Origin of the sequence: Cognatundibacterium jejuense, assembly GCF_014284255.1 — a bacterium.
Taxonomy (GTDB): Bacteria; Pseudomonadota; Gammaproteobacteria; order Burkholderiales; family Burkholderiaceae_D; genus Undibacterium; species Undibacterium jejuense.
This window is the reverse complement of record NZ_JACOFV010000017.1, coordinates 21,456-34,277: the sequence shown is the minus strand read 5'-3', so window position 1 is coordinate 34,277 and position 12,822 is coordinate 21,456. Positions and strand designations below refer to the sequence as shown.

Annotated in this window: 9 protein-coding genes; 6 read left to right on the top strand and 3 right to left on the bottom strand. The window is 44.8% G+C overall.

Annotated features, from left to right (window positions below; translation table 11 throughout):
- Position 1: 1 nt before the first annotated feature.
- Positions 2-727 carry a YebC/PmpR family DNA-binding transcriptional regulator gene (locus H8K32_RS16625; RefSeq protein WP_186913681.1) on the bottom strand — a complete coding sequence of 242 codons (726 nt, stop codon included), beginning with the start codon at positions 725-727 and terminating at the stop codon, positions 2-4.
- Positions 728-1,384: 657 nt separating this feature from the next.
- On the opposite strand from H8K32_RS16625, the gene H8K32_RS16620 reads away from it, so the two are divergent.
- Genes H8K32_RS16620 through H8K32_RS16605 form a run of 4 tightly spaced genes read left to right on the top strand, consistent with a single transcriptional unit; the run spans position 1,385 to position 5,692 of the window.
- Positions 1,385-2,296: a DMT family transporter gene (locus H8K32_RS16620; RefSeq protein ID WP_186913680.1), complete on the top strand. Its 912-nt coding sequence runs from the start codon at positions 1,385-1,387 to the stop codon at positions 2,294-2,296.
- Between the two features lie 22 nt (positions 2,297-2,318).
- Positions 2,319-3,293: a quinone oxidoreductase family protein gene (locus H8K32_RS16615; protein WP_186913679.1), complete on the top strand. Its 975-nt coding sequence runs from the start codon at positions 2,319-2,321 to the stop codon at positions 3,291-3,293.
- A 10-nt stretch (positions 3,294-3,303) separates the two neighbouring features.
- A complete protein-coding gene (locus tag H8K32_RS16610) occupies positions 3,304-3,441 on the top strand; it encodes a hypothetical protein (RefSeq protein ID WP_186913678.1) in 138 nt (45 codons plus the stop codon).
- A 34-nt stretch (positions 3,442-3,475) separates the two neighbouring features.
- Positions 3,476-5,692, top strand: a complete 2,217-nt coding sequence (locus H8K32_RS16605) for a DUF1631 family protein (protein ID WP_186913677.1) — start codon at positions 3,476-3,478, stop codon at positions 5,690-5,692.
- A 2-nt stretch (positions 5,693-5,694) separates the two neighbouring features.
- On the opposite strand, the gene H8K32_RS16600 is transcribed toward H8K32_RS16605, so the two are convergent.
- Positions 5,695-6,336: a DUF4136 domain-containing protein gene (locus H8K32_RS16600; RefSeq protein WP_186913676.1), complete on the bottom strand. Its 642-nt coding sequence runs from the start codon at positions 6,334-6,336 to the stop codon at positions 5,695-5,697.
- 579 nt (positions 6,337-6,915) lie between these two features.
- Here H8K32_RS16600 and pepN point away from each other — a divergent pair.
- Positions 6,916-9,594 (top strand): aminopeptidase N, encoded by a 2,679-nt coding sequence (gene pepN, locus H8K32_RS16595; RefSeq protein WP_186913675.1) that lies wholly within the window; start codon positions 6,916-6,918, stop codon positions 9,592-9,594.
- A 115-nt stretch (positions 9,595-9,709) separates the two neighbouring features.
- The gene (locus H8K32_RS16590) at positions 9,710-10,711 is read left to right on the top strand and encodes a class 1 fructose-bisphosphatase (protein ID WP_186913674.1); all 1,002 of its coding nucleotides are present in this window, start codon (positions 9,710-9,712) and stop codon (positions 10,709-10,711) included.
- A 98-nt stretch (positions 10,712-10,809) separates the two neighbouring features.
- On the opposite strand, the gene H8K32_RS16585 is transcribed toward H8K32_RS16590, so the two are convergent.
- Positions 10,810-12,687, bottom strand: coding sequence for a DUF3857 domain-containing transglutaminase family protein (locus H8K32_RS16585; protein WP_186913673.1), 1,878 nt, complete (start codon positions 12,685-12,687; stop codon positions 10,810-10,812).
- Positions 12,688-12,822 lie beyond the last annotated feature (135 nt).

The window sequence follows — 12,822 nt, the reverse complement described above, 5'->3', positions numbered from 1 at the left end:
ATTATTCTTCTACGATGGCGTTGGTATAAATGTCTTGTACGTCGTCCAGATTTTCCAGCGCGTCCAGCAATTTTTGCATTTTGATGGCGTCTTCGCCAGTGAATACGGTTTCTGCATCTGGTTTCATGAGGACTTCGGCGACTTCAGGTTTGAAGCCTGCGGCTTCTAACGCTGAACGGATATCCGATAAGCTAAAAGGTGCGCACAAGACTTCGATACCGCCCTCGTCATCCGTAATAACGTCGTCAGCACCAGCTTCGAGCGCGGCTTCCATTAGAGCGTCTTCATTGGTGCCTGGTGCAAATAACATCTGTCCGCAATGTTTGAACATGAAAGCAACCGAGCCTTCTGTACCCATATTGCCGCCGTATTTGTTGAAAGCGTGGCGGACTTCAGCCACAGTACGGACGCGATTATCAGTCATGCAGTCGACGATCAGCGCAGCACCACCGATACCATAACCTTCATAGCGAACTTCTTCGTAATTTGCGCCTTCTAATGTGCCTGCACCGCGTTGGATCGCACGGGTCACGTTTTCTTTAGGCATATTGGCGTCGGCTGCCTTATCCACTGCGAGCCGCAAACGTGGGTTGGAGTCGACATCTTCACCGCCCATACGGGCAGCAACGGTAATTTCTTTAATCAGACGGGTCCAGATTTTGCCGCGTTTTGCATCAGTCGCCGCTTTTTTATGCTTAATATTGGCCCATTTACTATGTCCTGCCATGATCGCTCTTTCCTGAATCGGCAACAATGCACCCTTGAGGTGGCAGTTTTGCCTGGCTTAGTTTGATATTGAAGACCAGCATTTTACCATATTGGCACTGCAGAAATTCTTGAAATCAATACCTTTAAGTTTGAGCTTTGCTATACATAAAAAATTTGAGCTGCTGTGAATGACGGAATTAAGACCGGGAATTCATCGTCATCAGTTTTCGATGGAAATGATTTATTTGTCAGATTAATTAATTTGAGAGCTAGTTTAGGCTGATGGTTCGTTTTTGAATAAGCGTTGAAACAGCTGCCGTAATTGATTGTCTGAGTTTTCACTTTGAAAATGTACGATCGTACCAATCGACCCCGGCGTGGCTTTATTGGCGAGTTTTGGGCGCGGTCTTGCATTTTCAGCGAACTGTAGGCGAGGAGAATACATTTCCATGGTGGTTTTGCTAGTTGTAAAAGAAACACAAATTGTAAGCAAACTGACATTTGTAAATCGTTAAGCAAAGTCACATTCAAGGTGGTTTTTCCCCAAGATTTGTAATGAATTGTTATATCTTTTCCTGGCGGAAATTCAACAACTATTTTTTGTTGATCTTGAGCATTTAATTAACATTTTTTGTAATTAAATCTGTTTTTGAAATATCACCTTACAATTGCGTCCATGAACGTACAATCCACTCCCTCTTTTTCGCGTCAGCATTATCTTGGCGGCTTACTGATTGCCCTGACTGGTGCTATTTTATTTTCAACCAAGGCCATTGTTGCCAAGCTGATTTATCGTTACCACGTCGATGCCGTGACTCTAATCGGCTTTCGTATGGCATTTTCTTTTCCATTGTTTGCTGTCATCGCTGTATGGCAGATGAGCAAATCACCACCCTTAGTTAAATCAGAGCGTTGGCGTTTGATTGCTCTTGGCTTGATTGGTTATTATTTATCATCATTTTTGGATTTTTTGGGATTGCAATACATTACGGCAGGCTTAGAGCGCTTGATTTTATTTTTAACGCCCTCGTTTGTTTTAATCATGTCAGCGCTATTTTTTAAACGAAAAGTGTCTACACTGGAACTAGCAGCTTTGCTGGTTAGTTATTTTGGTATTGTTTTAGTCTTTTTGCATGATCTGAAATTTGGTGGTGATAAGGTCTTGCTAGGATCAGCCATGGTGCTCGGGGCGGCAATATCCTACGCTGTGTATTTGATCCAATCGGGTCAAATGGTGACGAAGATTGGCTCGCTAAGACTGGTGTCATACGCTATGTGCGTTTCCAGTGCCGCTTGTGTCGGGCAATTTTTTCTATTGCGCCCTGTTTCTATGTTGATCCAACCGCTTGAAGTTTATTGGCTGTCTTTGATTAATGCCGTGTTTTGTACGGTATTGCCGGTTTTTATGACCATGATCGCCGTAAAGCGCATTGGCGCTGCGACCGCTTCACAAGCGGGGATGATAGGACCAGTTTCAACCCTATTTTTGGGTGCATTTTTTCTTAATGAAGCGATTACGACGTGGCAATTGGGCGGTACAGCTTTGGTAATGGGAGGGATGTACTTGTTATCGAAAAAGAAGTCGTAACAAATGGCTAAAAGGGGCGGAGATGGTAAAAGCAGTCAGAATGTTAGAGGTAGGTGGTCCGGACGTGATGCGGTATGAGGACATTGAACTAGGCACGCCAGGACCAGGTGAAGCATTGGTAAGGCATAAAGCCTGCGGCTTGAATTACATTGATGTCTACTTCAGAACTGGTTTATATCCGCAAACTTTACCGGCGGGTTTGGGGATGGAGGCTGCGGGCATTGTTGAGGCAATTGGTGCGGGCGTGAGCTATGTAGCGGTGGGTGATCGTGTAGCGTATGCAGGGCGTCCGATAGGTGCATATGCTGAGGCGCGCATCATGCCGGTAGACAATCTGGTGCGACTACCAGATAGCATTTCTTTTGATACTGCCGCTGCCATGATGTTGCAAGGTTTGACAGTGCAATATCTGTTTCACAGAACCTTTCCTTTGCAAGGCGGAGAAACCATCTTATTCCATGCTGCGGCTGGTGGGGTTGGTTTGATTGCTTGTCAGTGGGCTAGGGCGATTGGCGTTACGATGATAGGTACAGTTGGATCTGATGAGAAAGCAGCGCTGGCCAGAGAGCATGGTTGTACTCACGTCATTAACTACAATACTGAGAATTTTGTTCAGCGGGTGAAAGAAATTACCGAAGGAAAAGGTGTGCCAGTTGTGTATGATTCGATTGGCAAGGATACTTTCACAGGTTCTTTGGATTGCCTCGCCCCTCTGGGGATGATGGTCAGTTTTGGTAACGCTTCAGGACCAGTTCCACCATTTGCATTGAACGAATTAGCCTCGCGCGGCTCTTTGTTCATTACACGTCCGAGTCTGATGAATTACACCGCTAAACGTGCTGATCTGGAAATGATGGCAGCGCATTTATTTGCGATGGTGGAGAGTGGCAAAATCAAAATTGATATTCGCCAACGTTATCCCCTGAGTGAGATTGCACAAGCGCACCGAGACTTAGAAGCGCGAAAAACAACAGGTTCTACATTATTAATTCCATAAGGCAATAGATATGGCTCAGAATAACGCGGATTTACCAACTGGTACTAGTTCAAGTCCCAAGTTTGGTCGTTTACTCGTCGTCTTGCTCGTCGCAGTCATGTTGATTGTGTTGGTGACGATAGCTAGTGAGGCGTATTACTCCTCATAGTTTTTGCTTTATTTGTATTTTTATAATGTGAGTCATGGACACCATTCCTTTAAACACTGCTAAGAAAAGTGAATTTTCTAGCTCCAGTCGCTTGCTCTTGCTGCAGAGTCTGGTACCGATTGCGACGAATCTGGTGTCGTCGCAGCTAGAGGCATTTGCATCGCGCTTGACGCAGGCATTGTTTGTGGTTTCTGACCAGACGGTACGACCGGAAGAAGCAGGTAGCAGCTTTTTGGCATATCAGTTGCTAAAACGAAATCCAGGCAGTTTTTATAAAATACTCACATCTCAGATTAATGCCGTCTTGACCAAAGAAGTGAGTGTGGTTAATACACGCAAAAAAGCGAAAGCAACGGTGGAGGGACAGGATTTTTCACTCGTCAGTTTTGAAGAGATGGAAAATAAGGTGTTGACGAATAATTTGAGCAACGCGCTCGAAGTCAATAATGCTGATCAGTTGGTGGCGCTCAATATTCGTATTGGCCATGTGTTGAGACGCACACCAATTAGTGTTTCGCAAAACCCGTTTCGTCCGGAATTGTTTGTTTCCGCAGTAACACAAGCGTGGTCAGAATTTGAATCGAGTAAAGAAACTCAGCATTTGGTGTTGCGATTGCTGCAACCAGAATTGTTTTTGCAACTCAACAGCGTCTATCAAGGTTTGAACGACGCTTTGATAGAGCGAGGTATTTTAGTCGATATTGATAATGCTAAACGTGAAGATAAAAAACGTCTAATGCGAACCCGTCAAAATGATCTGGACCTGCAGGATCCGTATCTGGAAAATAAATTAAGAAATATTTTTTCCGTGTCCAAGCAAGACGAAAAAAATGAACGCGAAACCTCGTTCAACTCCACCTATGCGGCTGATCAGGAGCGTGATTTTGCTGAGGGGCGTGCCAGCTTGGGTGATACCAATAGCTGGTCAGATGCACCACAAGAGCAGTCCTATACGAGAGGGAAGAGTGCTGAAACCGTAACGATTGATCGTGAGTTTTTTAATTATCTGACGGGGTTGCAGCGATCTCAGGCATCTGCAGAAACGCCGCGAGACAGCACTCATCTGCGTCAACTCTCACAAAATGCGTCAGCAACTGAGTTAACGCATATCGATCAGAATACCATTGAGTTGTTGGCGCGTATTTTTGATTATGTATTTAACGACACGAGTATTCCCGACGAAATCAAAAGCTTGATCGGACAGTTACAGATACCGACCCTCAAGGTCGCATTGATGGACAAGGATTTTTTCTTTAAAGATAACCATCCAGCACGTGTTCTGATCGATACCTTGGCTAAGTCCAGCGTGTTTTTTAGCGGAGATGCTAGTTCGGAAGACCCTTTGTTCCAGATGATAGAAGGGATAGTTGAAAAAGTTCAGCAGGATTTTGATCAGCAGATTGACCTTTTTTCCGATGTGGTTGCTGATCTTGAGGCCTTTCTCAAAGAAGAAGAACAAACCGCTGAGCAATCAATTGTTGAACCGGTAGCACTGGCACTCAAACAAGAAAAAATGCGACTGGCGCGCGAATTTGCCGAAAACGACGTCGCGATTCGGGTAGAAACCGGTGAGGTCGCCGGTTTTCTGGAAGAATTTTTGCTGGATCAATGGATCAGAATCTTAACCATTGCTCATAATGTGAAAGAAGAAAAGCCCAATGCATTGGAAAATGCTTTGCGGACGATGGACGATCTGATCTGGAGCCTGAAGCCGAAAAATAGTTCGGAAGAGCGTAAAGAATTGGTCAGTAAGTTGCCATCCATGCTGACTTTGCTCAATGCCTGGTTGAATGCGATTAAGTGGGATGAACCTCAACGTGTTTTGTTCTTCTCTAAACTAGCCGAACGTCATGCGGCCATCGCCAGAGCGCCGTTAGAGTTATCTCCGCGGCGTCAGTTGGAAATTGCCGTTAATATCGCACAACGGGCAAGTGAAAAACGTCTAAACCGACATGTGCAGGATCAGCATGAACACATTCCAGATGAATGTGTTCAAATGGTGGAAGGGTTAGAGCGCGGTGTTTGGGTTGATTTTACGACCAGTGCTGGCGTAACGACACGTTTCAAGCTGGCTTGGGTTAGCCCAAAACGTACTCGCTATATTTTCACCAATCGGCAAGGGCACGATTCGTTTTCAATTTCCAGCGAGGAGTTGGTGACACAGTTTCGTAGTGGAGGCGCAGTACAGATATCAGCTGCTTCAGTGGTGGATCGCGCTTTGGTTGAAGCTTTGCGCGATCCTCCGGGTTAATTCTATTTATTTGTGTCCTTGTGTTCCTTATTGAACGGCAGTTCTACATTAGTAGTGCTGCCGTTTTTGCCAGGGAAACCTTGCAGCGCACTTTCTATCAAATATGGCATTTGCTTAGAAATTTCTGGTTCTGTTTGTTCGCTGCTGACTCTGATCGAAGCCAGCTTTTTATTGCTCGCAAAGTCACTCATATCGATTTCTAATTGATGCAAATAGTAGCGTGTGACATTGATATCAATGGGGCCAGACAAGCGCCTTCCGTAATACGGAAAATACGGATCGTATAAGTACGCACGACGGAAATGCATGTTCCAGAATGGGTCATACATCGCAGGATGCCAAGCGCTGGAATATTGCAATTCGCTCATGGTCGTTCCGTATTGCATGCCAATTTTGAGAGCAGGTGTTGCGCCCACTGCGATTTCTTTAAAGCCGTGTAAGCCAAGTTGAGTTCTTAACTCTTCTTCATAAAATTTGTATTCAGGATTGTTTTCCTGAGCTGGCAAGCGTTCCAGAATATACGATTTATCCTGATTTCCTTGTGGCCATTCGTGAAAAACACTGACCTGGCTGCTATAAGTGGTTGCACATCCAGTCAGCACCATGCTGGCAGCGATGATTGCGGTGCTTAAAAAACGTTTCATTTCAACTCCTTTAACCTGATCAAAAGCGACCCAATAGGTCAATTCTGCTGGAAGATTGCAGATGGTTTTTTTTGAATCCTCGCTTGAATAATATCCAGGAGAATTTGACTATTAAACTCGCTCAATTTAGCCAAAAACTACTTTTGCGTTGGTGCGGCTAAAGATCACTATGATAAGACGATTTGTGACAATGTCTATTTCAACTTGTAACTTTATGACTACGCTTGATCCTAATAGTTCCTGGAAATCAATGAATTAGACTGAAATGAGTGCACGCGCGGTCGCTGTTTACAAAGGTTTTTGCGGTGGAGTCGCAATTGGAACAGCTTTTAGAATATGCTGTGATTGATGTAAATAGGCTATTTTGTGCGTGTTTTATGCCTATCACCTGCTGACTTGGTAAAATGCTGGTCTGAGCAAAGTTCATGAAACTTTGATAAAGGACTGACTTAGTAACTCAAAACTGGCATGATGGCTTTTGGTAGCCGGGATTTATCATCCTTGATTATTGCCAGGCACTACCAGAGTTATTTCGCCTTAGTCCCGTGATATTCACTTTTTTCAAGAGACATTCATCCCATGAGTAACGATATCGCTGCTACCCCACCAACCATTTTCCGCAAAGACTATGTTGCTCCAGGCTTCTGGGTTGACACGGTCGAAATGGGTTTTGATCTGGATTTACATGAAACCCATGTTGCTACCCGCATAACCATGCGCCGTAACCACGACAGCGCCGAAAAGGATCTGGTTTTGTTTGGCGCTTCGCTCAAGCTGTTGCAATTGCGTATGAATGGCGTCAATTTGAAAAAAAACGCCTACACGATAGATGGCGAAGTTATGCGCATTGCTAACGCGCCAGATGAAGTGACATTGGAAATCGAAACGCTGATTAAACCGTTGAAGAATACCTCCTTGTCTGGTTTGTATGCATCGAACGGTAATTTCATTACCCAATGCGAAGCAGAGGGCTTCCGTAAGATTACCTGGTTCCCTGACCGCCCGGATGTGATGGCAAAATACACTGTCATGCTGCGTGCTAATAAGAAAAAATTCCCGATCTTGCTGGGTAACGGCAATCTGATCGAAGAAGGTGATTTGGGCGATGGACGCCATTTCGCTAAATGGGAAGATCCATTCAAAAAGCCTTCGTATTTGTTTGCACTGGTGGCGGGTAAATTGGTGTGTCAGGAAGAAAATTACACCCTCAAATCTGGCCGCTCAGTATTGCTACAAGTGTGGGTTGAAGACGGTAATCTGGATAAAACCCAGCATGCCATGGATTCGCTGAAAAACAGTATCCGTTGGGATGAGGAACGCTTTGGTCTGGAACTTGATCTGGATCGTTTCATGATCGTCGCCACCAGCGATTTCAATATGGGCGCGATGGAAAATAAAGGTTTGAATATTTTCAATACTAAATACGTATTGGCAAATTCTCGCATTGCAACGGACGTGGATTATGCCGGTATTGAATCGGTAGTTGGTCATGAATACTTCCATAACTGGACGGGTAATCGTGTAACTTGTCGCGATTGGTTCCAATTGTCCTTAAAAGAAGGTTTGACTGTTTTCCGCGATCAGGAGTTTTCTGCAGATCTGGTCGGTACAACAACCGGCCGTGCGGTGAAACGTATTGAAGATGTGCGCGTTTTGCGTCAAGTGCAATTCTCGGAAGATGCAGGGCCAATGGCGCATCCTGTTCGTCCTGATTCTTTTGTCGAAATCAACAATTTTTACACCGTAACGATCTATGAAAAAGGATCGGAAGTGGTGCGTATGTATTACACGCTACTGGGGCACGAAGGCTTCCGTAAGGGTATGGATTTATACTTTGCGCGCCACGATGGACAAGCAGTAGAGTGCGATGATTTCCGCGCGGCGATGGCAGATTCCAGTGGGCGTGATCTGACTCAGTTTGAACGTTGGTACAGCCAATCTGGCACGCCCCGCGTCAAAGCTGAAACAACGTATGATGCAGAGACACAAACCTACCAATTGACGCTGTCACAATCTTGTCCAGCAACGCCAGGCCAGGACGAAAAACTGCCATTCCATATTCCTGTAGCGATGGGTTTATTGGATGCTGAAGGTAAAGATATTGCCTTGCATTGCGATGCGTATTCAGCTTTGGCTGGTGCAACAAATCTGATACTGGAATTGACAGAAGCCAGCCAGACTTTTACCTTTACAGGTGTTGCGGCAAAACCAGTTCCTTCTTTGCTGCGTAATTTCTCGGCACCGGTGCTACTTGATATCGAGTATAGCGATGAAGAACTCGGTCTGTTGTTAGCCAATGATAGCGATCCGTTTAACCGTTGGGAGGCTGGTCAACGTCTGGCAACCCGTCGTCTGGTGAAATTGACCAAGGCAGTACAGGCTGGAGAAACGCTGGAGCTCGACAGTATGTTCATCGAAGCCTTGCGCGCAACGCTTGTCAATGAAAGCCTTGATCCATCGTTCCGTGAATTAGTATTGACCTTGCCATCAGAAGCGATGATTGCTGAAGAATTTGATGTCGTTGATCCGCAAGCGATTCATACTGCACGTCAGTTTGTTCGTACGGCCTTAACACAGCATTTACGTGCTGAGTTTCTGTCGGCCTATGAGGCTAACCTGACACCAGGACAATATACGCCAGACGCAATTTCAATGGCTAAACGTGCATTGAAAAATCTGGCTTTATCCTATCTGTCTGCATGGTCCGATGAAAGCACTTTCGAATTGGCGCAAACGCAGTTCGATGAAGCTGAAAACATGACAGACAGATTGGCAGCCTTGTCGGCGCTGACTAACTTCCATGGTACTGAGACGCAAGCAAATGCCGCTGCACAATCTTTGAAAAAATTCTATAAAGATTTCAAAAAAGAAGCACTGGTTATTGATAAATGGTTCATGTTGCAAGCAGTTGCGGATACGACGGATGTCGCAAAGGTTCGTGAATTGATGGAACATAAAGCATTCACCCTAGGTAACCCGAATCGCGCACGCAGCTTGACTTTCAGCTTCTGTAATGGGAATCCATCACGTTTCCATGCGGCTGATGGCAGTGGTTACGCTTTGTGGGCAGAATTGGTGATTGAACTTAATAAAATTAATCCACAAGTTGCCGCGCGTCTGGCCCGTAGTTTGGATCGTTGGAAGAAATACCCGCTGCATTTGCAAGAACATATGAAGCTGGCATTGGAAAAGGTTGCCGCAACTAAGAAGTTATCAAAAGATGTGGCGGAAGTTATTGGTAAAGCCTTGGCTGCCTGATGAGGCGTTAATTTACACCTTCTTGTTGTCTGCTGAAATTGCTGAACAATGGTCTTGTCATTGATTAGTAGATGGCAAGAAGTCTTAAAACGATTATTTTTAATGAAAGAATGAGATGAAACGTGTCAGTCTGACCCAGTATCTGGTTGAAGAACAGCGCCTCAATAACTCCATCCCTGCCGAATTGCGCTTGTTGATCGAAGTGGTTGCGCGTGCTTGTAAAACGATTAGCCACGCTGTTGGTAAAGGCGCCCTCGGTGAAGTATTAGGCAGCGCTGGTAGCGAAAATGTACAAGGTGAAGTACAAAAGAAACTCGATATTTTGTCGAATGAAATTTTGTTAGAAGCCAATGAATGGGGTGGCCATCTGGCAGCGATGGCATCGGAAGAAATGGAAACCATCCATCAGATTCCAAATCGCTATCCAAAAGGCGAATACATGCTGTTGTTTGATCCACTCGATGGTTCCAGCAACATCGACGTGAATGTTTCTATTGGTACGATTTTCTCTGTGTTAAAAGCACCCGATGGAATGACCACGCCAACAGAGCAAGATTTCATGCAGCCAGGTAGCAAGCAAGTTGCAGCAGGTTACGCGGTCTATGGTCCGCAAACCGTGCTGGTCTTGACGACGGGCAATGGCGTGAATTGCTTTACCCTGGATCGCGAAATGGGTTCATGGGTTTTGACTCAACGCAATATGCAAATTCCTGCTGACACCAAAGAATTTGCGATCAACGCTTCCAATACACGTCACTGGTATCCACCAGTCACGCGTTATGTTGATGAAATGCTGGCAGGTTCTACTGGTCCACGCGGCAAAGAATTTAATATGCGTTGGATTGCATCTATGGTGGCCGATGTGCACCGTATTTTGAATCGTGGTGGTATTTTTATGTATCCAGCCGACAAGCGTGAACCAGATAAGGCGGGTAAGTTGCGTCTGATGTATGAAGCTAATCCTATGTCTTTCATCGTTGAACAAGCCGGTGGTGCATCGACTAACGGCAAGCAACGTATGCTCGATATTCAACCGACAGCCTTGCATCAACGTGTTGCAGTGTTCCTGGGTTCGAAAAACGAAGTGGAACGCGTTACGCAATATCATCAGGAATAATCCGGGTCAGGATTGCATTTCCATGAGAAAAAAAACCGCGAATTTTCGCGGTTTTTTTTGCTTCATTTTTTTAGATATTTTGCGGAATTTTTGCGGAATTACAGATCGCTACGAGCTTCATTTTTATTCATAAATAATAAGCGCCCACCAATAGCTTTGTCGATATTGTTCATGGCTTTTTTCATCGCATCGTACTCTTTTGGCGCGCACCACGCTTTGGTCGATGTGGAGCCCCAAGTACGGTTGACGCTATATGTATTACCATGGCGCTGATAAACAGCATCAAAGAAAATGTCTCCCTCTTTAATGTGTACATCTTTAGGCACGAATAACACTTTCAATTCCGGTGCCAAATTGATTTCTACCTGATCTTCAATTGCAAAAGCATCGCATTTAAAATCCGACTTTCTGTCTTTTTCTGTAAATCGACGCAGGATGCTTCCTGCAGCAATCGGGCCTTGCAGAGCGACGTAAAAGTTGATTGTGCTGGCTTCTGGTTGCGAGATGAAGTTACTGACCTTTTCAGTATAGCGATATGACAGTTTGAGCGGGTCATTGGATGGTAATGCCTTGAATTCAGACGAGCCATGCATGCCCGAATTAGCCAAAGTTTTGCGCGCCCAATCACTTTCTTTTCCGGGACCTATTCCATCAAGTAGCGTCTTCACAGAAACCGCTGCCAGTCCATATCCAGTAATGTCCGTCGTGCGGGTTGCTGAGCCATCAACTGCTAGATCGATTTTTGTCTGACGTAGCATTTTAAATCCACCCGTAGAAATCGGTGGCGTCTGGCTTACTTCTTTAAAATTTTTAGTGACTAACACAGTGTGACTCGTATCCATTTCCGGCAATAAGCCGTAAGGTGTCTGATCCGAGGTGGAATCCAGGAATAAATTCAAACTTGGTAAATAGTTTATTGCGTGATTATAGTTAAAGACCGGAATCGGCAACATCGTATAAGAATCGGTGCTGGCATTGATCAGTACTTGCGAGGTTGGGATGCCACTCGCTTCAAGTAGTGCTTCTAAGATCGTTGCGTGGTCTTTGCAGTCGCCATAACGCTTTTCTAAAATGGTTTTAGTGTCATTCGGGACAAAACCACCATCGCCAATATAACTTGCCACATAGCGGATATTCTTTCTTACCCAGTCGTAGATTACTTTTGCTTTATCTGCGTCAGTGCTACGACCTTGAACTAAGCTTGCTGCCAATGCTTGTACCTCAGGTGTTATGCGGGCTTTTTCTGTCGCTCCAATCTGGTAGGCGTCGGCGATGGCTTTTAAGTCTTTGAAGCTACTAACCATGACGTACGGCGTTTGACGCCAGGCATTGACCATATTCGGATCGTTGGTTCTGGTGTCTGTGCTGTGATGTGTCCATTTAATGGTATGTGTACCGTTGGAAATTTTGTCTTCAGTTTTATCGAGCTCATTACTTGCAATGTGCAATGACATAGTCTCAGGATAATGTAACGAATATGAAGTGTCATCGCGGATGACATCACGGTTATAGTAGGTACTGTGCGAGTCTCCGCCTGGCAAATCAAGCTTGGTTTGTTTTTGACGATAGTGCAGGTGTATCGCATCACCAGGTGAAAGCTTGGAAAAAGTAATCTGGTACAGTTTTCTGTGTGGATAGGAAATGCCTCCCAACATACCATCCTGTAACTTGATGTCAGATGCTGGTACTTTGATTTTCTCACCGTTGGCGCGTATGGTTTCTGCTTCTATTATTTCTAATTCTTGTTTGTCCTGATCAAAACTCAGGTACTGCTGACCAAGTCCATTCGCACCTTGCTGATCAACTCCGCGCCAAATGTATTCTTCATCCACGACACTGGTGCTATCCGCATTGATGGTTACATCAGTATGTTGAAATAAAGAACGATAATGTCCTTCACCTTCTGCATAGGCTATGAGTGGTAAAGCGAAAATTGATGCGATACTTATTGCGAGCAGCTTTTTATTATTGTCCATAGTTATGCTTAACTGACGAGATTAAGAAAAGTAAGAAATGAATATGACGTCTGTACCAAAAATTTCAATTCACCAGACGCTTCTAAAAATGCGTATCGATGCGATCTAATTCGGTATTTATTTTGCAATAAATAA

Excerpts from the sequence above, each read along its gene's own strand:
- H8K32_RS16590 (WP_186913674.1), top strand. The coding sequence starts at position 9,710 with ATGAAACGTGTCAGTCTGACCCAGTATCTGGTTGAAGAACAGCGCCTC.
- H8K32_RS16625 (WP_186913681.1), bottom strand. The coding sequence starts at position 727 with ATGGCAGGACATAGTAAATGGGCCAATATTAAGCATAAAAAAGCGGCG.
- H8K32_RS16620 (WP_186913680.1), top strand. The coding sequence starts at position 1,385 with ATGAACGTACAATCCACTCCCTCTTTTTCGCGTCAGCATTATCTTGGC.
- H8K32_RS16600 (WP_186913676.1), bottom strand. The coding sequence starts at position 6,336 with ATGAAACGTTTTTTAAGCACCGCAATCATCGCTGCCAGCATGGTGCTG.
- H8K32_RS16615 (WP_186913679.1), top strand. The coding sequence starts at position 2,319 with ATGGTAAAAGCAGTCAGAATGTTAGAGGTAGGTGGTCCGGACGTGATG.
- H8K32_RS16605 (WP_186913677.1), top strand. The coding sequence starts at position 3,476 with ATGGACACCATTCCTTTAAACACTGCTAAGAAAAGTGAATTTTCTAGC.
- H8K32_RS16585 (WP_186913673.1), bottom strand. The coding sequence starts at position 12,687 with ATGGACAATAATAAAAAGCTGCTCGCAATAAGTATCGCATCAATTTTC.
- H8K32_RS16610 (WP_186913678.1), top strand. The coding sequence starts at position 3,304 with ATGGCTCAGAATAACGCGGATTTACCAACTGGTACTAGTTCAAGTCCC.
- pepN (WP_186913675.1), top strand. The coding sequence starts at position 6,916 with ATGAGTAACGATATCGCTGCTACCCCACCAACCATTTTCCGCAAAGAC.